14 protein-coding genes are annotated in these 24,637 nt (G+C 72.1%); 5 read left to right on the top strand and 9 right to left on the bottom strand.

The window, feature by feature from the left end; all coding sequences use genetic code 11:
• Window positions 1-2 precede the first annotated feature (2 nt).
• From Q0Z83_RS10415 to Q0Z83_RS10400, 4 genes are all read right to left on the bottom strand, one after another.
• Window positions 3-302 carry an acyl carrier protein gene (locus tag Q0Z83_RS10415; RefSeq protein WP_317793642.1) on the bottom strand — a complete coding sequence of 100 codons (300 nt, stop codon included), beginning with the start codon at window positions 300-302 and terminating at the stop codon, window positions 3-5.
• Window positions 299-4,663 (bottom strand): beta-ketoacyl synthase N-terminal-like domain-containing protein, encoded by a 4,365-nt coding sequence (locus Q0Z83_RS10410; RefSeq protein WP_317793641.1) that lies wholly within the window; start codon window positions 4,661-4,663, stop codon window positions 299-301. Before Q0Z83_RS10410 ends, Q0Z83_RS10415 begins: the two co-directional genes overlap by 4 nt.
• Entirely contained in the window at window positions 4,660-11,373 is a 6,714-nt protein-coding gene (locus Q0Z83_RS10405; RefSeq protein WP_317793640.1) for an SDR family NAD(P)-dependent oxidoreductase, read from the bottom strand. Before Q0Z83_RS10405 ends, Q0Z83_RS10410 begins: the two co-directional genes overlap by 4 nt.
• A 287-nt stretch (window positions 11,374-11,660) precedes the next feature.
• A complete protein-coding gene (locus Q0Z83_RS10400; protein ID WP_317793639.1) occupies window positions 11,661-12,560 on the bottom strand; it encodes an SCO6745 family protein in 900 nt (299 codons plus the stop codon).
• 236 nt (window positions 12,561-12,796) lie between these two features.
• Here Q0Z83_RS10400 and Q0Z83_RS10395 point away from each other — a divergent pair, with 236 nt between their 5' ends.
• Window positions 12,797-13,003, top strand: a complete 207-nt coding sequence (locus Q0Z83_RS10395) for a hypothetical protein (RefSeq protein WP_317793638.1) — start codon at window positions 12,797-12,799, stop codon at window positions 13,001-13,003.
• A gap of 87 nt (window positions 13,004-13,090) precedes the next feature.
• Here the strand turns inward: Q0Z83_RS10395 and Q0Z83_RS55755 are convergent, their stop codons facing one another.
• Window positions 13,091-14,164, bottom strand: coding sequence for a cellulose-binding domain-containing protein (locus Q0Z83_RS55755; RefSeq protein WP_378079054.1), 1,074 nt, complete (start codon window positions 14,162-14,164; stop codon window positions 13,091-13,093).
• A 150-nt stretch (window positions 14,165-14,314) separates the two neighbouring features.
• Here Q0Z83_RS55755 and Q0Z83_RS10385 point away from each other — a divergent pair, with 150 nt between their 5' ends.
• Window positions 14,315-16,288, top strand: a complete 1,974-nt coding sequence (locus Q0Z83_RS10385) for a cellulase family glycosylhydrolase (protein WP_317793637.1) — start codon at window positions 14,315-14,317, stop codon at window positions 16,286-16,288.
• Between the two features lies 1 nt (window position 16,289).
• Here Q0Z83_RS10385 and Q0Z83_RS10380 read toward each other — a convergent pair whose 3' ends face one another.
• A complete protein-coding gene (locus Q0Z83_RS10380) occupies window positions 16,290-16,796 on the bottom strand; it encodes a hypothetical protein (protein ID WP_317793636.1) in 507 nt (168 codons plus the stop codon).
• 97 nt (window positions 16,797-16,893) lie between these two features.
• Between Q0Z83_RS10380 and Q0Z83_RS10375 the strand changes: the two genes are divergently transcribed.
• Window positions 16,894-17,679 carry a hypothetical protein gene (locus tag Q0Z83_RS10375; protein ID WP_317793635.1) on the top strand — a complete coding sequence of 262 codons (786 nt, stop codon included), beginning with the start codon at window positions 16,894-16,896 and terminating at the stop codon, window positions 17,677-17,679.
• 18 nt (window positions 17,680-17,697) lie between these two features.
• On the opposite strand, the gene Q0Z83_RS10370 is transcribed toward Q0Z83_RS10375, so the two are convergent.
• A complete protein-coding gene (locus Q0Z83_RS10370) occupies window positions 17,698-19,323 on the bottom strand; it encodes a tetratricopeptide repeat-containing diguanylate cyclase (protein ID WP_317793634.1) in 1,626 nt (541 codons plus the stop codon).
• A 172-nt stretch (window positions 19,324-19,495) separates the two neighbouring features.
• Here Q0Z83_RS10370 and Q0Z83_RS10365 point away from each other — a divergent pair, with 172 nt between their 5' ends.
• On the top strand, window positions 19,496-22,264 hold the full coding sequence (locus tag Q0Z83_RS10365) for a glycosyl hydrolase (protein ID WP_317793633.1): 2,769 nt from the start codon (window positions 19,496-19,498) through the stop codon (window positions 22,262-22,264).
• 303 nt (window positions 22,265-22,567) lie between these two features.
• Here the strand turns inward: Q0Z83_RS10365 and Q0Z83_RS10360 are convergent, their stop codons facing one another.
• Complete coding sequence (locus Q0Z83_RS10360; RefSeq protein WP_317793632.1) at window positions 22,568-23,419, bottom strand: Vgb family protein; 852 nt, start codon at window positions 23,417-23,419, stop codon at window positions 22,568-22,570.
• A gap of 50 nt (window positions 23,420-23,469) precedes the next feature.
• On the opposite strand from Q0Z83_RS10360, the gene Q0Z83_RS10355 reads away from it, so the two are divergent.
• Window positions 23,470-24,045, top strand: a complete 576-nt coding sequence (locus Q0Z83_RS10355; protein ID WP_317793631.1) for a TetR/AcrR family transcriptional regulator — start codon at window positions 23,470-23,472, stop codon at window positions 24,043-24,045.
• A gap of 64 nt (window positions 24,046-24,109) precedes the next feature.
• Here Q0Z83_RS10355 and Q0Z83_RS10350 read toward each other — a convergent pair whose 3' ends face one another.
• Window positions 24,110-24,556 (bottom strand): hypothetical protein, encoded by a 447-nt coding sequence (locus tag Q0Z83_RS10350; protein ID WP_317793630.1) that lies wholly within the window; start codon window positions 24,554-24,556, stop codon window positions 24,110-24,112.
• Window positions 24,557-24,637: the final 81 nt, after the last annotated feature.

Here is a 24,637-nt window from a genome sequence, read left to right as displayed (position 1 = left end):
CCTCACACCGTCGCCGATTCGGCGAGACGATCGGAGATGTACGCCAGCAGCCGGCCCACGGTCAGCGACATGATCTCGTCGAGCTCCATGCCGGCGATGAACCCGGGAAAGTCGACCCGGTCGCCGTACCGCTCCCGCAGGATCTCGCCGAGGGCCACGAACTCGATGCTCTCCAGCGCCAGGTCGTCGTCGAACCGGGTGTCCGGGGTGATGTCGACGGCGAGCAGGACGTCGTCGCCCATCACCTCGGCGAGGTCCGCCCGGAGGTGGTCGAGAAGCTGGCTGCTGTCGGGCGCGGTCACGGGGTTCCTCCTCGGTTCGGTGGTGCGGTGGTCCAGGCGACGACGTAGCGGCCCCCGGGCTCGTCGAGAATCCGGTGCCGGACCGGCCAGCGCCGGCCGTCCACGGTGACGGTGCAGCCGGATCCGTCGACGTCGGTGACGGCGAACCGGCGAGGCCGGCCGGCGAGCCCGGTGCCGATCGCCTTCGCCACCGCCTCCTTCGCCGTCCACAGGCGGATCAGCAGCTCCGGGCGGTCCGGCGCGGCCTCGACGAGTGCCGTTTCGGCCTCGGTCAACGCCACGTCGGCAATCGCGCGGTCGGCGACCGGTTCGATGTCGATGCCGACGGGGCCGTGTTCGGCGGCGATGCCGACCGCCAGGCGGCCGGCGTGGGCGAGCGAGACGTGGACGTCCTCGCCGGCCGGGCCGCGGGCCCACGGGCGGCCGTCGGCGTCGTCACCGACCCGGATCTGGCACGGGAACAGGGCGGCGGGGCCACGGCGCCAGAGCAGTTCGCGTACGGCGTCCTTCACCGCCACCCGGCCGAGCAGCCAGTCACGCTGGGCGATCGGGGAACGGGCGGCGTAGTCGGCGCGTTCGGCGGTCACCAGGTAGCGGCGCATCACCAGTTCGCGGGTCGCGGTGTCCGGCCAGCGTTCGCGGACCAGGCACCAGCCGTCCGGTTGCGGTTCGGCGGCGCCGGTCTCGCCGGGGTGCTGTTTGAGCTGCCACATCCGTTCGTCGGTGGAGAAGCGGTGGGTCGCCCAGTCGGTGATCGTGACGCGGACCCGGCCGTCGACGGTCCGCAACTCGGCGTCGGCTCGCATCCGGTCGGCGGTCAGCTCGGTGATGCGGGCGGTGCAGTGCAGCCGTTCCCCGGCGGTCGGGGGCGGGCCGTACCAGCGGACCGCGCCGATGCCGATCGGGAACACCACCTGGTCGACGTCGGCGCTGACCTGCATCCAGTGGCCGATCAGCTGGCCCGCCGCGTCGAGCAGAGCGCCGGGGGCCGGTAGGGCGGTCAGTTCGCCGCGGATGCCGTCGGTGGCGACCGTGTCGAGGCTCGTGATGCCGGCGTAGGCGGGGCCGTGGAACATCCAACCGTCGTGGTAGAGCCTGGTCGCGTCGATGGGGGCCGGACGTTCGTCCCGCAGTGGGGTGGTGTCGGCCGGTGGGGCGGGTGGATGGGCCGGGGCCAGCAGGACGGTGCTCGAGGCGTACCCCTCGATGGTGACCTTGACCTTGGTCTTGTCGGTGATGTCGGCCCTGATCGTGGCGGTGACCGGTGGGGCGACCGCCAGCCAGCGGCGGACGCGGACCTGTTCCAGGCCGATGACCGTGCGGCCGGGGGATGCCTTACCGGCGGCGTCGGCCATCAGCTCCAGCAGACCGGTCAGCGGAACCACCGGGAACCTGTCGGCCGGGTCGGGCCAGCCCTCGGCCTGCGGGATCAGGCTGTGATCGGTCAGCCAGGGCATGGCGTCCAGCGAGCATTCCACGGTGCTGGTCACCGCAGCGTCGGTCGGCCGCGCGGCCACCGTCGTCGGCGCGGCCTTCGAATGCGGCGCCGGGAATGCCGCCGGGGTGAGCCAGGCTTCGGAGATCTCCTGGGCCGCGGCGGCCGTGTCGGTGAGCGTCGCGGCGAGCGCGGCGAGCACCGGATGGTCGGTGGCGGGCAGCCTGGTCGCGGCCGGTTGCGGGATCAGCGGCGGCACGGTGCCCGCCAGACGCACCGGCGGCGCACCCAGCGCCAGCCGGACGGGGGCGACAGCCGTCGTCTTCGTCGCCGCGGGCAGCCGGTCCCACCTGGGCGAACGTCCTTCCACCCAGAGCGCGGCGGCCACCCGACGCAGCTGGGCGACGCCGCCGCGCCCCGGCACGTGCGCGGCGATCGACAGGTGCTCGCGACGGCCGAGGGTGTCGCCGACGAAACCGGTCAGGCTGCCCGGACCGACCTGGACGAACCCGCGGACACCGGTGTCGTGCAGGCGTTCCAGCAGTTGCCGGAAGCGGACCGGCTCCAGCAGGTGACGGACGAGCAGTTCGCGTACTTCGTCTGGTTCAGCGGGGTAGGGCTCCAGGGTGGTCGCCGACCAGACCGGGGTGTGCGGCCGGTTCAGGGGCAGCACCGCGAACGAGGCCCGCACCTCGGCCAGGTAGGGCGTCGCCATCGGGGTGTGGAATCCGGACCGGAACGCCAGCACCTCGCCGAGCACCCCGGCGGCCCGCAACCGGTCGAGACCGGCCCGGATCGCCTCCGGTGGGCCGCAGAGCACCGACTGGTGCGGGCAGTTGTCGTGCGAGACGACCACGTCGGGTTCGGCGGCGAGCGCGAGAGCCCGGTCGGCGGCGCATCCGACGGCGGCGTAGTCGACCTCCGGAATCGCCACCGAGCCCGGGCGCAGCGACGCCACGAACCGGTCGACGGCCTCGGCCCGGTAGCTGCCGGCCGCCACCATCGCGGTCCACTCCCCCAGGCTGTGCCCGGCCACCAGGTCCGGGGCCATGCCGAGTTCACCCAGGGCCTCAGCCAGGAACCGGCCCACCGCGACCACGTCGGCGCCGCGTGAATGCAGTTCGGTGCCGCCGGTGAGACGCGGCCGCGGATGCCCGAGATGTCGGGCGATGTCGGTGACCCGGGGTGCGAACTCCGGTTCGAAGCCGGGAAACAGGAACGCCAGGGTCCCCTCGCCGGCGAGCAGGGGCTCGGTGGTGAACCAGATGTCCTCCCGGCCCCGCCACGGCAGGCCACGCTCGACGACCTTGCGGGCCAGGGCGAGGCGGCGCGGTGTCGGTGCGACGATCGCCAGTCGGCACGCCCCGGCACCGGCCGGCGCGGTCACCGCTCGCGCCAGGAGCACGTCATCCGTGCCCGCGAGCTGCGCGGCGAGCGCGTCCCGGCTGTCCGCGGCGAGCAACAGGACCGACTCGACGACGTCGCGGGGACCGCCGGCACCGTCGGCCGGGGCGGCACCGGAAGTGCGCGGACCGCCCGCGGGCTCCTCCAGGACGATATGGGCGTTGATGCCGCCGAAGCCGAACGCGTTCACCCCGGCCCGGCGCGGCCCGGCCGACTCCCAGGGCTCGGCCGCGGTCACCGGACGGCAGCGGGTGGCCGCGAGAGCCGGATGCGGTTCGTCGACGTGCAGGGTCGGTGGAAGCACCCCGTGATGGACCGCGAGGGCCGCCTTGATCAGTCCGGCCATCCCGGCCGCGGGCATGGCGTGCCCGATCATCGACTTGACCGTGCCCAGCCCGATCGGTGGCCCGTCGCCGCCGAACACCCGGGCCAGCGTGGTCAACTCGGCGGCGTCCCCGACCGGGGTGGCCGTGCCGTGGGCTTCGACGAGCCCGAGCGCCTCCGGTGCCGACGGGTCCAGTCCGGCCGCCGCCCACGCCCGCTCGACGGCGAGCACCTGCCCGTCCGGGCTGGGGTTGACCAGGCTCGACGCCCGCCCGTCACCGGCCACTCCGACCCCGCGGACCACCGCGTAGATCCGGTCCCCGGCCGCGACCGCGTCGGCGTGCCGTTTGAGCACCACCACACCGGTGCCCTCGGCCATCAGGGTGCCGTCGGCCCGCCTGTCGAAGGGCCGGATCCGCTCGCTGGGGCTGAGTGCCCGCAACTGGCTGAACACGCTCCACAGCGTCGGGTCGTGGCAGACGTGCACGGCACCGGCGAGGACGGCGTCGCAGCGGCCGGACGTCAGTTCCCGTACCGCGGCGTCGACCGCGAGCAGTCCGGAGGCGCAGGCCGCGTCCACGGTGTAGGACGGTCCGCGCAGGTCGAACCGGTTGGCGACGCGGGCCGCCGCGAAGTTCGGCACCAGCCCGATCGAGGCGTCCGGGCTCTCCGGTCCGAGTGCGGCCAGAAACTGTTCGCGCACCTCGCCGAGCCGGCCCTCGGACAGTCCGGGCACGAGTTCGCGCAGCGTGGACAGCAGTTGGGTGACCGTACGGACCCGCTGGTCGAGCCGGGCCATGCCGGGTGTCAGGTAGCCGCCCCGGCCGATGATCACGCCGATCCGGGACCGGTCCGGCAGCGTGTCCACGCCGCCGGCGTCCTCGATCGCCTCGGCCGCGGCCCGCAGGGTGAGCAGCTGGTCCGGGTCGGTGCCGGCGACCGCGGCGGGCATGATCCCGAACCGGGTCGGGTCGAACGACGCGACGTCGTCGACGAACCCGCCGCGCCGGCAGTAGAACCGGTCCGCGACCGGCGGCCGGTGGTAGGCCTGCGGGTCGTAGAAGACCGCCGGATCCCAGCGGGAGACCGGAACCTCACCGGTCGCGTCCACCCCGGCCACGATGTTGCGCCAGAACTGACCGGTGTCGGCCGCGCCGGGAAACACCGCACCCATCCCGACGATCGCGACCGCGCTCACTCGAAGGTCTCCAGCGGCGCGTTCAGGAACCCGACCTGGCACCTGTCGGCGGGTCCCCAGGCCAGCTCGGCCAGTAGCGCGGCCACTCCCTCGGCCGGGTCGATCATGCCGACGCCGCGGCGCGCGTACTCCCGGGCCAGCTCGGGGGTGACCATGCCGCCGGCCTGCGGCGCCCACGGACCCCAGTCCACCGACAGCACCCGGCGGGCGACCTGCCCGTGCCGCCAGGTGCGGGCCAGGGTGTCCAGGGCGTCGTTGGCGGCGGAGTAGTCGGCCTGGCCCCGGTTGCCGAACACACCGGACACGCTGCCGAACACCACCAGGTGCGCCAGATCCGGCGGGGCGGCGGCGACGATCGCCCGGGCACCGTCGACCTTGGTACCGAAGACCCGCTCGAACGACTCGGGGGTCTTGTCGGCGATCAGTCTGTCCTCGCACAGCCCGGCGCCGTGCACGATCGTGTCGAGGCGGCCGTGCCGGTCGCGGACGTCGGCGACGAACCGGGCCACCGCGGCGGCGTCGCGCACGTCGAGCGCCGTGTACCGCACCGACGCGGCGGTTCCGGCGAGCCGATCGAGGGTCAGCCGGATCTCCCGTTGCGCGGCGAGACGACGGGCGGCGGTACCGATCTCGGCCGGGTCGCGCATGCCGCGTTCGGCGAGGAGGCGACGCAGTCCGGGCTCACCGTCGGCGGCCATCACCAGCGGGTCCGGTTCCTGCAAACCGAGGGGGGTACGGCCGACGAGCTCGACATGACAACCTGAGGCGTCGGCGAGCGCTGTGGCGAAGGCCGAGGTGATGCCACGGGCGCCGCCGGTCAGCAGCACCACCGAGTCGGGCCCGAGACCGGCGGCGCGACAGGCTCCGGCGACGTCCACCGGCCCGTCCGCCGGTTCACCGGCCACCCGCAGCGTGTTGCGGGTGCCGTTGGTGTATCCGACGACGACCGGCCCGTCCACCGCCGAGAGTTCGTCGAGCAGGTGCCGGGCGATCTTGCGGGGCGCCTCCTTGGGGTCGACGTCGACCGCCCGTACCAGAAGATCGGGGTATTCCCGGGCGACGGTCCGGATCAGGCCGCGCAGACCCGCGCCGGGCGCCGGATCGGTGGCCGGGTCACCGGCCCAGCCGTGCCCGAAGGTGCCGGCCGACCCGGTGACCACGATCAGCGACCGGATGCCGCCGAGGACGGCCCGCCGCACCAGGTCGAAGACCTCCGGGACGCCGGGCGCCGGTTCCGGACCGAGCCCGGCGAGGTAGACGAGCCCGTCGGCGTCGGGCAGGCCGCCGGTGCCGTCATGAACCTCACCGGCGGCGCCGACGTCATCGAGCAGGTCGGCCAGTTCCAGGCCGATCCCCCGCCCGTCGGCGACGATCGCGATCCGGCGTCCGGCCGGCGCACCGGGCGTCCCGGCGGGTAGCGGCGCCATCGGCTGCACCTGAACGGCGAACCGTTGCAACGCGGCGTCGGCCGGGGTAGGCGTGTCGGTGGTCGAGCGACGGTTCGCGGCCGGGACGGTGGTCTCGGTGCGTGTCTCGATCCAGTCGGCGATGCCGCGGATGGTCTTGATCCGGGCCAGTTCCTCGATCACCGACTCGTCGATCCGACCGGCCGCGCCACCGAATCCGAGCCGGTCGGCCAGTTCACCGATCAGCTCGGTCCGCTTGATCGAGTCGACCGACAGGTCGGCCTCCAGGTCCAGGTTCGGGTCGAGCATCTCCGGCGGATAACCGGTCCGTTCGCTGACCGTCGCCACGACCAGTGCCAGCACGTCGCGCTGCTCGGGTTCGGCGACCGGAACCGGCACCGGCGGCTGGGTCACGGCGACCGGCTCGGCCACCACGACCGGTACCGGCACCTCGAGCGGGGCCGGGGCGGTCGGCGAAGCACCCAGGTAGCCGAGCATCACCTCGCGCTGGGTGGCGACCAACTCCCGGGCGCCGCGCAGGAACTCCAGCACGGCCGCGTCCCGTTCGGCGGCCGGGGCGGCCGGGGCGGGTGCGGTCACCACGACCTCGGCGGGGCGTAGCCCACCGGGCAGCGGCCGTCCGTCGGCGGTGCGGACCAGGTGGCCGTCGACGGTCCACCCGGGCCGGGCCGGAACGGCGTCGACGGACACGATCGCGGCGTCACGTCCGGCGAACAGCGGCTCCGGTTCGACCGGGACGCCGGTGACCGCGAGTTCGGCGAGCACCCGCAACAGTCGGGGCAGGCCCGGTTCCCCGTCGCGGTCGAGGGCGACGGCGAGGTGGGGCCGGTCGCCGAGGATGCCCCGGACCAGTCGGGTGAGGACGTCGCCGGGGCCGACCTCGACGAAGGTGCGGGCGCCTGCGGCGTACATCGCCTCGATCTGCTCGGCGAAGCGGACCGGGTCGGCGATCTGGCGGGCCAGCAGCGCGCGGATCCGGTCGGGCTGCTCCGGGTAGGGCGCGGCGTCGGTGTTGCTCCAGACCTCGACGGCCGGTGTGGTGACCTGGCGGGCGGCGAGTTCCGCTCCGAAGGTCACCGCGCCGGCGGCGACCACCGGGCTGTGGAACGCGCACGCCACCGGCAGCCGTTTCGCGCCGATCCGCAGGTCGGTGAGGGTGCCGAGGGCGGCTTCGACGGCGGCGGTCGGCCCGGAGATCACGGTCTGGGCGGGCGCGTTGTGGTTGGCCAGGACGACGTCGGGGTGGGCGGCGAGCACCTCGCGGACCCGGTCGGCCGGTGCGGCGACGGCGGCCATCGCGCCGGGGTCGTCGCCGGCCGCGGCGAGGATCGCCTCGGCCCGGGCGGCGCTGAGTCCGACCAGGTCGGCCGGGTCCAGGGCGCCGGCCGCGGTCAGCGCCACCACCTCGCCGTAGCTGTGCCCGGCGAGCTGATCGGGGCGCACGCCCAGGGTGGTGAGCAGCCGGTATGCGGCCAAGTCGGCGAGGCCGAGGGCGGGCTGCGCGACCCGGGTGTCGGCCAGCGCCGCCCGCTGGGCCCGTTCGGTGGCCGGGTCGAAGGCGGCGGGCGGGAACATCACGTCGGCGTACCTGGTGGCGGGCCCGCTGAGCGCCGCCCGCAGCCGTGGGAACGCCACGAACAGGTCGCCCAGCATCCCGGGCCGTTGGCTGCCCTGACCGGGGAAGAGGAACGCGACCCGGCCCGGTCCGGTGCCGTCGTGCACGTACACGCCGAGGCGCGCGTCGGCGGTGAAGTCTCGGGCGGGCGCCAGGGCCGCGGTGAGCCCGTCCAGATCGTGGGCCACGATCGCGACCTGCACCGGCTGGTCCGCGTCGGTTCCCGCGGCCAGTGTCCAGGCCAGGTCGCGCAGCCGCCACGGCCGCCCGGCGGTGTCGTTCGCGCCGATCAGGGCGGTGAGCCGGTCGAGGTGCCGGGTGGCGGCGGCCCGGTCGGCGCCCCGGACCAGGAACAGTTCGGCCGGCCACTCGTCGAGGCCGTGGGCCGGTTCGCCGCCACCGTCGTAGCCGGCGACCACGGCGTGGAAGTTGGTGCCGCCGAACCCGAACGCGCTGACCCCGGCGATCCGCTCGGCCGGCGGGCGGGCCCACGGACGGGCGGTCCGGTCGAACCCGAACGGGCTGGTCGCGCTGTCCCAGTACGGGTTCGGGGCGCCCAAGTGCAGGGTCGGCGGCCGGACCCCGGTGTGTACGGCGTACGCGGCCTTGATCAGCCCGGCCAGCCCGGCGGCGCATTTGGTGTGCCCGACCTGCGACTTCACCGAGCCCAGCGCGGTGCTCCCGGGCGCCGCTCCGGCCTCGGCGAACACCTCGGTGAGCACCGCCAGTTCGGTACGGTCCCCGACCACCGTGCCGGTGCCGTGCGCCTCGACCAGCCCCACGTCGGCGACCGACAGCCCGGCCGCGCCGTAGGCCCGGTCCAGGGCCAGGCGCTGCCCCTGCGGCCGTGGCGCGGTCAGCCCGAGCGACCGCCCGTCACTGGACCCGGCGACCGCCTTGATCACCGCGTACACCCGGTCGCCGTCGCGTTCGGCGTCGGCCAGCCGTTTCAGGGCCACACAGGCGACACCCTCGCCGAGCGCGATCCCGTCGGCCTCGGCGTCGAACGTGGCGCACCGCCCCGACGGCGACAGGGCCCGGACCGCGGCGAACATCAGGTAGTCGTAGATGCCGTTGTGCAGGTCGGCGGCACCGCACAGGACCAGGTCGCTGGTGCCGGCGGTCAACTCCTTGCAGGCCAGGTCGAGGGCGGCGAGTGAGGCGGCGCAGGCGGCGTCGACGGTGAAGTTGACGCCACCCAGGTCGAGCCGGTTGGCGATCCGCCCGGCGATCACGTTGGACAGCACACCGGGGAACGAGTCCTCGGTCACCGTCGGCAGGTGGGCGTCGAGTTCCGGCGGCAGGTCACCGAGGTAGCCGGGCAGCAGCGCCCGGAATCCGTAGGCGGTGGCCAGGTCGTGACCGGCCTCGGCACCGAAGATGACCGAGGCGCGGTCGCGGGCGAACGGCCGGTCGGCGTAACCGGCGTCGGCCAGGGCTCGGGCGGCCACCTCGAGGGCCAGCAGTTGTACGGGCTCGATGCTCGCCAGGCTGGTCGGCGGTATGCCGTACGCCAGGGCGTCGAAGGCGATCCGCGGAAGGAACCCGCCCCACTTGGACGGTGTCGCGTCGCGCCGGGCCCGCCGGTAGGCGTCGGGGTCGAAGTAGCGGCCGACGTCCCATCGCCCGGCCGGGATCTCGGTCACCGCGTCCAGGCCGGTCACCGTGTTGTGCCAGAAGGTGGCGAGGTCCTCGGCCTGCGGCAGCACGCAGGCCATGCCGACGATGGCGATGTCGAGCGGTTCGGGTTCCCGAACGACCGCCGGAGCGGGTGCGAGGGCCGCCGCCCGTCGGCTGAGCAGCGCGTCCGCGCCGTCGGTGACCTGCCGGTGCAGTTCCGCGATCGTGGTGGTGGCCGACCGCAGGGTGGCCACGTCGCCGATCATGTACATGCCATCGCGTCGCTGAGTCTCGCCGTCGACCGCACGGAGTTCACCGTCCTGGCGGCGCAGGCCCTTGCTGGCCACCCGCAGCCGGCCGAGGTTCAGCCGTTCCAGCTCGGCCCAGCTGTCCTGCACGCTCGCGCCGGTCTCGGCGAGCCGCTGCCGGGCCAGGGCGAACGTCTCGACATACCCGGTGCGGGCGCAGCGGGTGGCGTGCCCGGGCGAGGTCTCCAGCAGTACCGTCTCGGCGGTCTCCACGGCCACCCGCTGGAACGCCGGGACGATCGCGCCGGCGCCGACCGCCTCCTCGGTGAACAGGTAGGCGGTGCCCATCAGGACGCCGATCTGCGCGCCGCGGGCGACGAGCGGGGCGGCCAGTGCGGCCACCATCGCCGCGGACCGTTCGTCGTGGATGCCACCGGCGAACAGCACCCGGACGTCGCCGAGGTCCTCGTCGAAGGCGAGCAGCCGGTCCACCTGGCTCTGCCACAGCGGGAAACTCGCCCGCGGCCCGACGTGGCCACCGCACTCGGAGCCCTCGAAGACGAACCGGCGCGCGCCCTGGCCGAGGAACCGGTCGAGCAGGCCCGGTGACGGCACGTGCAGGTACGTGGTGATCCCGGCGGCGTCGAGCGGCGCGGCCTGGTCCGGCCGCCCGCCGGCGATGACGGCGTACGGCGGACGCACCGCGAGGACCGCGTCGAGTTGGGCCGATCGCACCTCGGGCGGCGAGAAGCCGAGCAGCCCGACACCCCACGGGCGGTCGCCCAGCAGTTCACCGGCGCCCGCCAGCAGTCGTGCGGTCTGTTCGCCGTCCATCAGAGCGAGCGCCAGGAACGGCAGCCCGCCGCCCTCGGCCACCGCGGCGGCGAAGGCGGCCTGGTCGCTGACCCGGGTCATCGGGCCCTGTACGACGAGCCGCCCGGCGACCGCCGTGGTCACCCCCTCGACGGCGGCCTCGCCCATCGCGCGGACCACGGCCGCCGCGGACCGGTGGCGTTCGGCGAGCGGCCGGGCGAAGGCGGCTTCGGCGCCGAGCGGCAGCAACTGCCGGTGCAGGTCGCGCAGACCGAGGCGGGCCGGAACACCGCCCGGTGCGGCGGCCAGTGCGGCGATCGGCAGGTCGGGGCGCGTGTAGACGCGGTGCCCGTCGACGACGACGGTCTCGGTGCCGTCCATGGCCCGGATCGCGGAGGCCACCCGGTGCGGCAGGTCGACCTCGGCGACCAGCGCCAGCTGGCCGTCGAGGACCACCCCGGCACCGCCACCGGCGACGACGGCCGCGGCGGTGTGCGGGCCGATCCCGCCGGCCACCCAGACCGGCGTGTCCGGCAGGGCCGCCATCAGCGTCTGGAACAGCACGAACGCGGTGAGCGACCCGATCCGGCCGCCCGCTTCGCTGCCGCGCGCGACCAGCCCGGCCGCGCCCGCGGCGAGCGCCGTGCGCGCTTCCGGCTCGGACACGATCTGGACCAGGACCGGGCGGCCGCCGGTCACCGGAGCCCAGGCCGGGAGCAGGTCGAGCGCGGGGGCGTCGATGACGATCGCGCGCACCTCGTCCGGCAGGTCGGCCGGGGTCAGCGGGCAGCCGGGCCCGGGCCGGACCGCGAACCCGCCGGGTGTCCGGCGGACCGTCTCGGCGAGGGCCTGCCGGGCCTCGGCCGGGCGGTGGCCGAGGTCGAGGACGCCGAGCCCGCCACCGCGGGCGACGGCGGCGACGAGGCCGGGATTGGGTTCTCCGGTGGGGCACAGACCCATCACGAGATTGCGGGGTACGGCTGACATCGTCGGCCCTTTCCGTCACGCAGAGGTGATCCGCACGGTCACGCGCAGGCTCGGGGAATTTCGCCGTTTTGACCTGCTTCGCGTGCTTCAGAAGCTAACAGCGATCGATGACTTTGGATACATACCGTCCCGAGAAGGAAACGTCATTCCATCGAAGGATGTCAATAGAAAATCTTGGATCCATAGAGCGTACGGGGCATGCACACCCCATGAAAGTCGAAGGAATGAGAGCGCCATCGATGGACGGACATCGATGATTGACGTCCGTCAGCCTCGCGCGGGCAATGTCAGCGTTGGCTCACCGCGTTGTTAACATTCAGTGAACCCGACTCCATGACCGCCCGGGTCATCGGCCGCACCGACTCGACGAACCTCGTGCACCCGTCGACACCGAGGACCTCGTAGGCGGGGGCGGCCAGCCGGTCCGTCGCCGCCTCGATCCACGCCCGCTGCGCCCGCCCCACATCGGTCAGCGCCGGCTCGTCACCGTCGATCAGCCCGCGCCCGCGCAAATCGGCGGTCGCGGCATCCCAGTGTTCGTCACTCCACCCTCGGCTGCGCTGCACGAACCGACGTGGCACCTCGCCCGACGCCACGTGCAGGATCAGCGCCTCCAGACCGGTCAGCCCGGTCAGCAGCAGCGCGGCGACATGACCGTCACCGCGGAACTCCCGCAGGAGCGTCTGCGCGTGCCAGAGGACCAGATGTGGCGACTCCGGCCAGGGCAGCCCGGCGTGCGCGGCGAACAGCACACGCCCCTGGGGACGATCGGCCACCGACTCGGCGGCCCGCCGGGCCAGATCGGCGGCCTCCCGCATCGCCCCGGAACCGATCATGTCGCCGAGGACCCGGCTCAACGCGGCGTCGGCGGCGTCCAGCCGGGCCGCCAGCACCGCCGCCGGCGTGGCGTGCTCCCAGGCCGCCGGCAGGGCGCGGGCGACCAGCTCCGGATTGAAGTTGAAGAAGGCGGCGGCCACCGCCCCGGGCCCGACCGGCCCCATGGCCGCCGACCGCGAGGCGAAGTACCCGGATCTCGGATCGAGGCCCAGCGCCGCATAACGCTGGTGCGCCTCGGGCGCGAAGTAGATCAGCCCGTGCAACGCCTCGGCCGACCGCCACGTCCGGCGCACCAGCTCCGGATCGAGCACGGACGACTCCAGCCACGGGACATCCACCGAACCCGACATAGCGCCACCTTTGATCGACGACGTTACCGACGGGTAGCCTCGCACGTCCGGCGTGGCCTGTCACGTCCACATTCACCATGGGCGACAATCCGGAGATCGATCGCGGTCAGAATCCAGCTCGCCGCGCCCGTGGCCCCCAGGTGTCGCACGTCCGGGACGGGACATCGAAGTTCGTCCACTTTGGCTAGTCTCGGGCGACCGGGAAGATCCCCGGCGACGCATCGAAGGAGATGACCATGCGCGAGAGACTGGGATTGATCGGCGACCGGATGCTGGCCGCCCTACTGCCCAAGGAGCGGGCCGGCGCCTGCCCATGCCGGCCCGGCGAGGGCTACTACCAGTACCGCTGCGTCGGGCTCGACGCACAGCGACGCTGGTGTGTCGACTCCTGCAACTGCTCGGTGAGCTGCGGTTCGCGGACGAAGTACGGTCTGTGCACCTGAGGCGTCGCGCCCGGTCGTGACGGGCCGCGTGCAGTTCGGCGCGGTGCTGCTGCACCGCGCCGAGCTCCGATGACGTGGCCACGCACGTCAGGACAGGAAGCCGCCGTACAGGCCTGCCAGGATCGCGTTCTTCTGGGCCTGGCTGAAGTGGGTGTTCGGGTAGGAGTAGAACGACGCCGACATCGGGGTGCCGTCGGTCGAGGTGGAGTCGGGCAGCCCGAAGGCGTGGCCGAGTTCGTGGACCATCCCGCCGTACCAGCGGTTCATCGGCCCGTTCACTCCGGCCGCGCCGTCCGCGTCGTGGCCGCTGAGCACCACCCAGCCCGGACTCGCGCCGCCGCCCGACTGGTTGGTCTCCTCGGCGCTGATCAGGCCCACGCACAGCCAGCGGCTGTCCGGGTTGCCGATCGCGAACCGGCGCATCAGCTCCTGGTGCATGTTCCCGACCACGCACCAGTAGTGGTCGCTGCCGGTGCAGTTGGTGGTGATGTACCAGTTTCGGTCATGCTCGCCGTTGACCACCTCGACGACCGTGTTGTTGAGCGCGAAGGTCCGGCCCAACTCCTGCCGGTAGTAGCTCTGAGCCTCCCGCATGACGGCAGCGATGCCGTCGGGGTAGCGCTGGTCGAACGCGACGTCGGTCGGCTTGAGCCAGAACACCCGGACCGTCTTGGGGGCGGCCGAGCCGGAGGGTTGCGGCGACGGACTGCCGCCGGTCGGTGACGAGGTCGGGGTGACCCCGCCGGTGCAGGCCACGCCGTTCAGGGTGAACGCGGTGGGCACCGGATTGCCCCCGGTCCACGATCCGTTGAACCCGAACGACGCGCTCCCGCCGGTGGCGAGGGCGCCGTTGTAGGACACGTTGACCGCGGTCACGGCGGAACCGCTCTGGGTGACCGTGGCGTTCCACGCCTGGGTGACGGTCTGGCCCGCGCCGTACGACCAGCGCAGCGTCCATCCGGTGATCGGATCCCCCAGATTGGTGACCGCGACACTGGCGCCGAAACCGCCCTGCCACTGGGAACTGATCGTGTAGTCGACCCGGCAGCCGGCCGCCGCGGCGCTGGCCCCCTGTGCCGCGACGACCGTCGCGGCGGCGAGGACGGCCGCGCCGGCGATCACCGGCAGAATACGGGCTCGTCGAGCACTCAATTGAGACATGTCTATCAAGGTGCGCGCCGAAAACGTTTTCGGCAAGTGCGCATAAGCCCTTACTTAAACTCCCTAAGTTTCTACCCGCGCGCCGTTGACCAGCGCAGGACACCGGCTTACCGTGACATCGGCCACAGTCGATAGAGGTTGGAGTAGTCCATGCGGAGCCGCATCGTCGTTCTCCTGGCGGCGCTGGTCAGCGCGCTGGCCGCCACCGCGCCCGCCACGGCGGCCCCACCATCGCCGGGCGGGTTCGTCGTCCGCGACGGGCACCGGCTGACCCTGAACGGCAAGACGTTCCGCTTCGGCGGCACCAACAACTACTACCTGTTCTACAAGAGCCGGGCGATGGTCGACGACGTGCTGGACGACGCCGCGGCCGCCGACTTCACCGTCCTGCGGACGTGGGCGTTCGGCCTGATCGGCAACGCCGACGGCAGCAACTCGGTGGCGCCCGCCCCGGACGGCGTCTACTTCCAGTACTGGGACGGCACGAAACCCGCCTTCAACGACGGCCCGGACGGCCTGGAACGGCTCGACTACGTCATCGCCGCGGCACGACAGCGCGGGATCAAACTGGTGCTGCCACTGACCAACAACTGGTCCGACTTCGGCGGCATCGATCAGTACGTACGCTGGCGCGGCGGCGCCCACCACGACGAGTTCTACACCGACCCGGTGATCAAGGGCTGGTACAAGGACTACATCGACCATGTGCTGAACCGGACCAACACCATCACCGGCGTCAAGTACAAGGACGACCCGACGATCATGACCTGGGAACTCGGCAACGAGCCCCGCTGCAAGGGCTCGGGCGTCTACCCGCAGAGCAGCGCCTGCACCACCACCACGGTCACCGCCTGGGCCGACGAGATGTCCCGCCACATCAAATCGGTCGACCCGAAACACCTGGTCAGCGTCGGCGACGAGGGCTTCTTCTGCGACGGGCCGGACGCGCCGGACTGGATCGACAACTGCGGCGAGGGCGTGGACAGCATCGCCCTGACGAAACTGCCGGCCATCGACGTGATGTCCTACCACCTGTACCCGGACGGCTGGGGCAACCGCACCCCGCAGTGGGCGTCGGACTACATCACCCGCCACAACGAGGCCGCCCGACAGCTCGGCAAGGCGGTCATGCTCGGTGAGTTCGGGTGGAAGAACAAGAACACCCGCAACCCCGTCTACCGGCAATGGCTGAACGACTTCACCCGTACCGGCGGAAACGGTTTCCTGTATTGGATCCTCTCCGGCTCCCAGGACGACGGCTCGCTGTACCCGGATTACGACGGTTTCACGGTCTACTGCCCGAGCCCGGTCTGCACCACGATCAGCAACGCGAGCGACGAGATCGCTTTCGGACAGCGGTCACGGCCGCCGGTCGCCGACCACGACACCGCGGTGACCGAGTTCGACACCGCCGCAACCCTGCAGCCGACCGCCAACGACATCGGCTACCGCAGCCCGATCCAGACCGCGAGCGTCGATCTGGATCCGGCCACGCCGCAGCGGCAGCGGACCCTCACCGTCGCCGCCGGCACCTTCACGATCACCGCCGCCGGGGCGCTGACCTTCACCCCGAACACCGGTTTCGTCGGCAAGGCGACCGCCTCGTACACGGTTCGCGACCAGGCAGGCCGGCTGTCGAACACGGCGACCGTGACGGTCACCGTGAAACCCGACCCGGCGGCGGTGGCGGTCCTCGCCTCGTTCGAGACCGGCACCGAGGGCTGGGCGTCGGCATCATGGCAGGCCAACGGCGGAACCGTGGCACAGACCACCGACTTCGCCACCCACGGCACGCACGGCCTGCGAGTCGACGCGGCCGACGGCGGCTGGTTCGGCGTCACCTTCGCCGAGCCGATCGACCTGTCCACCCGCAGCGCCCTCGAGTACGACCTGCGGACCAGCCCGACCGCCGGCACCAACGCGGCGATCGCGGTGCAGACCGGTTCCGGTTTCGCCTGGTGCCAGTCCAACTTCACCTGGATCAACCAGGACACCACCACCACGGCCACCATCGACCTGCTGTCCGCGATGTCCTGCGACAGCACCGCCCTGGCCGACGTCCGAGTCCTCTGGATCTACATCAACCCGGGCACCGTCCACCTCGACAACGTCCGCGCCGAGTGAGTCAGACAGCCTGATCCGGCGCCGGGATCTCGCTTCGGCGGCTCGGCGGCCGGAGCTCGTGCACCGGTGACGGGGACACCAGCCGGACGTCCTCGTCACCGGGCGCAGTGGTCCCCCACGGACGGATGTGGGGGCCTATCAGGTAGGTGAGCCAGTAGTAGATCAGGCCCATCGCTCCCGACGCGGCGGCTAGCAGCGGCTTTCCCTCCGCGCCGAGCACGAACATGCCCGTCACGCCACCAACCGAGCCGGCCGTCAGCAAGATCGCGCCGGAGGCCGCCGCGACACTCACCGCACGGGTCCGCCACCGCCGTCGCCGCCGGCCGGCCTCGCTGACGACGACACAGTCCACCGCCTCGTCACAGGTCGCGCAGAGCAGCCGGGTGGTGGTCTCGCCCGCACCGGGCCGCACCAGCGTCACCGGGTGCAGCTCCCACCAGTCCTGCGCCTGTCCACAGGGCTCCTGGATCCGGTGCCCGAGCTGCCACTCCTCACCTTCAGGGCTCACCCGGCCGATCATGCCGGATCGGGGCAAGCCCGCCTCCGCAGTGCCTTGCGCACCCGGCCAGAGCCGGGCAAGCCTCAGGTCGGGGCACGGTTCGCCGATGACTGCGGCCGTGCCCCGGCCCAGCAAACGCACGTTCCGCCGACTCGCCTACTCGACCGTCACCACGGCACTCGTCGCGGCGGCGTTCCAGGCGGGCCGCCGCACCCGCCCGGAGCAACCCCCGGTGGCTCAGAAGGTGGAGAAGGACGAACCTCCGGCGCCGGCAGCGCCCAGCCGTCGTCCGCGCGGGCGGGTACTGCTGGCCGTTTCCGTTCTCGTCATCACGGCCGGCACCGTCGCGGCTGTGGTCGGTGAACTCGACGGATATGCCTGCTTGTCGAACCCGGTGATCGCCGCGGATCCCAGGCCCACCGGCGTGCAGGGGATGACACGGGTGCCACTCCTCACGAGACTGCCCTACCGCGGGCCGAGGGTCGCGGCCGGCGACGCCGTCAAGATCCGCCAGCCCTACCCGTCCATGGAGTGGCAGCGCGAGGTTACGGTACGCGGCGTGGACGACGTGAGGCCGGCCACGAATCTGCAGCCGTCAGCCGGCCGGCGACTCGTGTCGGTCACGGCGAGCGAGCACAACATCAGCCGGCGAAACCTGAACCTGCTGAACATGGAGAAGGTCTGGCTGTGCGACGCGGACGGCACCTGGTACGAACACGATGCCGAAATGACCAAGACCCTGAAGGTCGCCGCCGGAGGCGTCGGGTACGACCCGGGTATGCGGGTCGATCACCGGGTGGTGTTCCAGATCTTCGAGCACGCGCGGCCCCATCGGGTCCGCATCGGCAAGGAATCCACGGACCCCGCCTCGGGTGACTGGATGGTCGGCTGAGCAACCGCCGACCGGGCATCAGGACGCGCCCGGCTCGAACACGTCGATGACACACCGGTTGCGGCCGGCGTGTTTGGCCTCGTAGAGGAGCTTGTCGGCGGCTCCGAGGACGCGCCGCTGGGTGTCGCCGGGACCGGACTCAGTGGCGCCGACGCTGACCGTCACCGGCAGGTTGCCGGTCAGCGGCCGCCACGGATGATCCTGAACGGACAGGCGGAAGCGCTCCAGCACCGGTAGCGCTTCGGCAACCCCGCAGCCGGGCAGGACCAGCAGGAACTCCTCGCCGCCGAGGCGGGCCGCGAACGCGCCGGGAGAACGCGACGCCTCGATCAGCAGGTCGGCCAGCGCGACCAGGACACGGTCGCCGATCTCGTGGGAGCAGATGTCGTTGACCCGTTTGAAGTGGTCCAGGTCGACCAGCGCGACGACCACCGGCTCCCCGGCGAGCAGGCCGGGCAGGGTCTCGTCGACGTAGCGGCGGTTCGGCAGGCCGGTCAGCGGGTCGCGGCGGGCCTGTTCCCGGAAGCGTTCGGCCTCGCGGCGGGCCTCGGCGGTCTCGAAGACGGCGTGCCGGGCGCGGGCCTGCGCGTCGCGCTGCTGGGAGTGGAGTTCGCGTTCGGCCTCATGGAACCGCTTGTAGACGCTGAACGCCCGGCCGGTGTCCCCGCACGCCGCGTGCAGTTCGGCCTGTTCCTGCAGGACCCGGACGCCGACACCGGCGAGTTCGCGCTCGTCGCAGAGCGCGGCGCAGCGGTCCAGGCCGGCCTGGGCGGCGCCGGTGTCACCGAGGTGGCGCTGGGCGATCGCCAGGGTGAGCAGGTATTCGGCCAGGCCGTCGGCGTCGTCGGGCCCGGCCACCTCGTAGGCCTCCACGTTGCCCCGTGCGATCTCGGCCGCCTCCGGATAGCGGCCGCGACCGACCTGGATCATCGCCATCGTGTCGAGGGCGTCGGCGGACAGTTCCCCGCCGGCGGTCTCGGTCACCGTCCGCAGGCGTTGCACCGCGGTCCAGGCGCGTTCGTGGTCGCCGGACAGGTGCTCGGCATAGGCCAGGTTGTTGAGCACGACCAGGTGCAGGTCGACGTCCTCGGCGGCGACGGCGACCTGCTCGGCGTGGCCGTACCGGGTGCGGGCCGCCTCGATCGAGCCGCCCTGGGCCAGGACGTCGGCCAGGCGCAGCAGGATCACGCCGCGGGCCCGGGGCGAGGTGTCGTCGTCGAGCGCCTCGACCGCGCGGACCGCGTGTTCCAGGCCGGCGGCGATGTCGCCGAGGTTGTCCTGGACCGTCGACAACTGCTGGTGACTGCGGGCCAGCAGCGGACGGTGCCGGTGCTGCTGGGCCCAGGCGTTGACCTCGGAGCAGATGGCCGCGGCGGTCGCCAACTCGCCGGAGCGGCGGCGCATGTTGGCTTCCAGCAGGCGGGCCCACAGGTACAGCGCGTGCTCGCCGTGGGTGCGGGCCTCGGCGGCGAGCTCGGCCGAGCGGGTCAGCACATGGGCGCCGTCGATGCCGAACCGGAACTCCAGCGACTGGATCTCGGCAGCGAGTGCGGCGATGGCGGCCGGCGAGCGGGCAGGCCGGTGGGCGGTGGCGGCCGTTCGCGCCCCGGACGGGATCGAGCCGGTGCTCAAAGATCCGCTCACCTGCCCATTATCGGCGGCTCGATGGAGAATCCAAGGCCGCCCGCAGAGGAAACCCGCGCCGGACGGTTCCGGACCTGGGTAACTGCTTGGAAACATTGACCGAACTAGTTGGACACAGTTACCGTCACCGCCGAGAGAGCGCTCTCACATCCCCCACCGGAGGGCTTCCCCCATGCGATTGGCACGTTCGGCAGCCGCGCTCGTGGTCGCGGTCAGTTCGGGCATACTGGCCGTCACCCTGTCCGGCAGCGCCGACGCCGCGACGATCGGCGCCGGCAGCTACACCGAGACCCTCCCCGCCGGCGCGAAACTGCCCACCGGCTGCGGATCGGTGTCGACCAACCCGCGGGAGAACGTCACCGCGAACGCGCCCGCGGGCGCCGTCCCGACCAACGACTGGTGGTCGTCGCTGCTGTTCAAGAAGGGCGACGACTGCGCCTTCTCGCAGCCGCTGTACGCGCACCCGCTCGCCTACCGGCCGGTCGCGAGCGGACTCGGGTTCTCCTACGAACAGACGCCGGCGATCAGCGGCAGCGCGACCGGCCTCGGCGAGTACCACTACCCGTACGCCCAGAAACTGGTTGTCGGGGTTGCCGGTTTGAACGCGCCGAAGGCGCTGGTCGACGGCTGGACCGACTGGACCGTGACGCCGTCGTGGAGCGACGGCACCCGCACGCTGAAGGCGACCATCGGCCACGGCCTGCCGCTGACCTACTTCCAGGCCACCGGCGGCGACGCGCTGATCACCGTGACCGGCCCGCCGACCGCCTGGTCGAACAGCGGCAACCGGCTCGGCTTCTCGATCGCCGGACAGGACTACGTCGCGTGGGGCCCGACCGGCTCGACGTGGACCGCCAGCGGCAACACGTTCCGCTCGACGCTCGCGGGCAAGGGCTACTTCACCGTCGGCGTGCTGCCGACCACGACCGCGAACAGCATCGCGGAGAAGGTCGCGCTGGCCGACTCGTGGAACGCCTACGCGCACAACCACGTCACCGGCACGCGTGTCTCCTACGGCTACAGCCAGGCGAGCGGCACGGTCGACACGACCTACGCCTTCACCACGACGGTCCGGGAGGGCAGCGGCTCCGGCACGGTCATCGCGCTCTACCCGCATCAATGGCGATACCTGACCGGATCGACACCTTCGACGCAGACGTACGTCTCCCCGCGCGGCCGCATGAAGATCGTGACCGGCACGCAGTTCCGCACCACGATGAAGTACACCGGGGTGCTGCCGGAGATCCCGGCCGTCGCCGACAGCAGCGGCGCCGACCTGACCACCGTCACCGGCTACCTGAACGCCGAACTGGGCAACCCGGCCGACTTCCGCGGCGACGACACCTACTGGACCGGCAAGGGTCTGGGCCGGGCCGCGCGGATCGCGGAGATCGCCGACCAGCTCAACCTGACCAGCGTGCGGGACGCCGCCCTCAACGTGATCAAGACACGGATCACCGACTGGTTCACCGCGTCGTCCGGCAAGACCGCGCGGCTGTTCTACTACGACCGCAACTGGGGCACGCTGATCGGCTACCCGGCGTCCTACGCCTCCGACGAGGACCTCAACGACCACCACTTCCACTACGGTTACTTCGTGGCGGCCGCGGCCACCCTCGCCAAGTTCGACCCGACCTGGGCCACCACCGGCCAGTACGGCGGCATGGTCGACCTGCTGATCCGCGACGCCAACAACTACGACCGGGGTGACACGCGGTTCCCGTACCTCCGCGACTTCGACATCTATGCCGGTCATGACTGGGCCTCCGGGCACGGCGCCTTCGGTGCGGGCAACAACCAGGAGTCGTCGTCGGAAGGCCAGAACTTCTCCAACGCGCTCATCCAGTGGGGTCAGGCGACCGGCAACAACACCGTCCGCGACGCCGGGATCTGGCTGCACACCACGCAGGCCGCGGCGATCAACGAGTACTGGTTCGACGTCACCGGCGAGAACTTCCCCAGCCAGTGGGGCCACAACTACGCGGCCATCGTGTGGGGTTCGGGCGGCGCCTACGCCACCTGGTTCAGCGGTGAGCACGCGCTGGTGGTCGGCATCAACATGCTGCCGATGACCGGCGGGCAGCTCTACCTGGGCGACTACCCGGAGTCGGTGCGCAACACCTACGCCGAACTGGTCCGCAACAACGGCGGCGAACCACAGCAGTGGCGCGACATGCACTGGCAGTTCCTCGCGCTCGGCGACGGTGACTCCGCGTTGTCGAAGTTCCGGGCGAGCGGCGGCGACTACACCTCAGAGGAGGGTGAGAGCAAGGCGCACACCTTCCACTGGATCCGCAACCTCGCGGCGCTCGGCACGATCGACAAGACCGTGACGGCGAACCATCCGCTGGCCAAGGTGTTCACCAAGAACGGCGTCAAGACCTACGTGGCCTCGAACATCACCAACAGCACACTGAACGTGACGTTCTCCGACGGGCGGACGATGAGCGTCGCCGCCGGCAAGACGGCCACCGTCGGTGCTCTGACCTGGAGCGGCGGCAACGCCAACGGGGGCGGCGTGGTCAACCCGTCGCCGTCACCCACCTGCACGCTCCTGTCCCAGGGCCGGCCCGCCACCGCGTCGTCCACCGAGAGCGCCGACTTCCCGGCGTCCAACGCGGTCGACGGCAACGCGGCCACCCGCTGGTCGAGCACCTTCGCCGACCCGCAGTGGTTGCAGGTCGACCTCGGTTCGACGCAGTCACTGAGCCGGGCCGAGTTGGTCTGGGAAGCCGCCTACGGCACGGCCTACACGATCCAGACGTCGACCGACGGCAACTCCTGGACCACCGCCGCGACGGTCACCAACGGTGACGGCGGGACCGATTCGGTCGCCCTCTCCGGGAGCGGGCGCTACATCAGGGTCAACGGCACTTCCCGAGGTACGCCGTACGGCTACTCGCTGTTCGAGTTCCGCGTCTACGGCGGCTGCGGCAGCTGATCCGTCACGCCGGCACCCTCGTCCCCTGAGGGTGCCGGCGCTGTCGACCGCTGCCCACTTCTTCTCACCGGCCACCCGTCCGTGGCGGGTGATGCGTGGCGTCCCCTCCGCGAAGCGTGGGATGGTCCGGACCGTCGCGTTGGACTACTCACGTCAGGCGACCTACCGGATGATGGCCACCCGCTCTGCCGCCGAAAAGGAGAAATGGCGCCGAGCCATCGACGTATCCAACGGTATCGCCGGCGTCTGACGGGCCCCTCCGGGACACGTGGCCTGGACTTCGCCGAGTGCGGCCGCAGCGGCTCAGCCCGGGTGGACGGCCACCAGCGACCCGCTCTCCATCGCCACCCACACCTCCGCGCCGGAAACCCAGAGGCCGTGCGGCTCCCGGCCGGGCAGGCGATGGAGAGCGACCTCACCCCCGGCGGAGACATGGGCCAACCGGCCGGAACCCCACAGCGTCACCCAGCAACCGCCCTCGGGGTCGGCGGCCACCGCGTGCGGGCGGCAGTCCGGATCGCCGAAATCGACCTGCTCGACAGATCCGGCCGGGTCGGCGACTCCGATGCAGCCTCCGGCGATATCCGCATACCAGACACCATCCGCCGAGGCGGTGACACCGACCGGCGCGGCCGGCGCCCGCCCACCCGGCAACTCGACGATCTCGACCACCACGTCGGTGATCCGGGCGAGCGCGCCGGCACCGTTGAGCGCGGCCCACGCGGCGCCGTCGGCCGTGACGGTGATCATCGCGGCTCTCGCGTCGGGAACCGGCAGATCGATCATGGTCAGGTCGCCGGCGGCGGTGAGCCGGCCGATCTGGTTCCGGCCCGGCGCGGTGAACCAGACTCCCCCGTCGTGGGCGGCCGCGATGCCGTACGGCGCCGACCCGGCCGGCACGTCGATCACCGTGTGCCCACCCTCGGCGTCCCATCGGCTCAGCCGGTCGTCGGAGCGGGTGCACCAGAGCGAACCGTCGGCCACGGCGAGCAGCATCGGGCGGCTGTCCAGTGGTTCGTGCCGGATCTCGCCGTCCACCACCCGGGCGATCCCCGGCGGATCCAGGATCGTCGCGCACAGATCCCCGGCCGGGTCTCCGGCGACGGCGTAGGGCGCCCAGCCCTCCGGAAGGATCACTTCGCGGTACGTAGTCATCGTCGCCTCCCTCGTTCCCTCACTAACGCTACACCTGTAGCATTAACCACATGGAGCCGATCCCGCAAGCACCTCCGGGAGCCGCCCGCCCCGGCGGCCGCACCGCCCGCACCCGTGGACAGGTCCTCGAAGCCGTGGCATCCCTGCTGCTGGAGGGCGGTTTCGACGCGGTGACGATGGACGCGGTGGCCGCCCGCTCCGGAATCCACCGGACGACCATCTACCGCCGCTGGCGCGACCCGGGAGCCCTGCTGGCCGACTCGTTCGAGGCCGCCCGTGAACAGCCCTGGCAACCCCCGGACACTGGTTCTCTCCTGGGCGACCTGACCGAGATCAACCAGCAGATAGTCACCGCCCTGACCGCCGAGCCATCGGTCACCCGGGCCCTGATCACGGCGTCGTTCCGCTCGCCGGCGGCGGCCGAGGCGCTACAACGCTTCTGGGACGACCGTTTCACCACCGCGGCGGTGGTGGTGGAACGCGCCGCCCCCGACGCGGACCCACGAACGATCCTGGTCGCCTCGTGCGCCCCGATCTTCTACGAGCTGGCCCTGATGCGCTCCCCCGCCACCCCGGACATGGCCGCGCGATACGCCCGGTCAGCGACAGCCGCAGCCACCACCTGACCCACGTCGACCGGGCGACCTCGCGGGTTCCCGGCGGCACGTCGGCAACACCCCTCGACTAGCACTAGCCGCCCGTCTCCTCGGAACTGCGGGTGCCGAGGTTCAGCGCGATCTCCGCCGGAGTCGGTTCGCCGATGAACGGGGACACCCCGTCGTCGGTGAAGCAATAGGCCCGTGACAGGTGGCCGTCGCGGGCGCGGGCCCAGGCGAAATAGCCGCCGACCCGTTCGCTGGCGAAGAACTGCACCTCACCCAACCGGCGGCTCAGGTCGGCGAGCCAGGCCGGGAACCGGGGATCCGTGGCGTCGAAATCCGGCGGCAGGTGCCTCCGGCTGTGGGCGACTGTCCAGCCGGGCACTGGTTCGGCGACGAAGACGCCGTGGTCGTAGGCACGGCCGGTTCCGGTCGGCCAGTCGAGGGTCTCCCGGGAGTGCAGGTCCAGAGCGTCGGCCACCTCTACCGGCGTGCGGTCCGGCACGGCCAGCCACGACGTCTTGTATCCGAAACCCACGCCGCCATGGTCGCAGAGCCGGTAGGCCGAAACGTGCCGGGAGGCGGGTTCACCTGTCGCGTACCATTGTACTAGGGTGCT

The organism is Actinoplanes sichuanensis (assembly GCF_033097365.1).
Lineage (GTDB): Bacteria > Actinomycetota > Actinomycetes > Mycobacteriales > Micromonosporaceae > Actinoplanes > Actinoplanes sichuanensis.
Note: the sequence above shows the minus strand (reverse complement) of the source record. Positions and strands in the feature narration are given on the sequence as shown.

Coding starts and splice junctions, on each gene's coding strand:
- Q0Z83_RS10360 (WP_317793632.1), bottom strand. CDS start 23,419: ATGACTACGTACCGCGAAGTGATCCTTCCGGAGGGCTGGGCGCCCTAC.
- Q0Z83_RS10365 (WP_317793633.1), top strand. CDS start 19,496: ATGCGATTGGCACGTTCGGCAGCCGCGCTCGTGGTCGCGGTCAGTTCG.
- Q0Z83_RS55755 (WP_378079054.1), bottom strand. CDS start 14,164: ATGTCTCAATTGAGTGCTCGACGAGCCCGTATTCTGCCGGTGATCGCC.
- Q0Z83_RS10355 (WP_317793631.1), top strand. CDS start 23,470: ATGGAGCCGATCCCGCAAGCACCTCCGGGAGCCGCCCGCCCCGGCGGC.
- Q0Z83_RS10400 (WP_317793639.1), bottom strand. CDS start 12,560: ATGTCGGGTTCGGTGGATGTCCCGTGGCTGGAGTCGTCCGTGCTCGAT.
- Q0Z83_RS10405 (WP_317793640.1), bottom strand. CDS start 11,373: ATGTCAGCCGTACCCCGCAATCTCGTGATGGGTCTGTGCCCCACCGGA.
- Q0Z83_RS10375 (WP_317793635.1), top strand. CDS start 16,894: ATGACTGCGGCCGTGCCCCGGCCCAGCAAACGCACGTTCCGCCGACTC.
- Q0Z83_RS10385 (WP_317793637.1), top strand. CDS start 14,315: ATGCGGAGCCGCATCGTCGTTCTCCTGGCGGCGCTGGTCAGCGCGCTG.
- Q0Z83_RS10395 (WP_317793638.1), top strand. CDS start 12,797: ATGCGCGAGAGACTGGGATTGATCGGCGACCGGATGCTGGCCGCCCTA.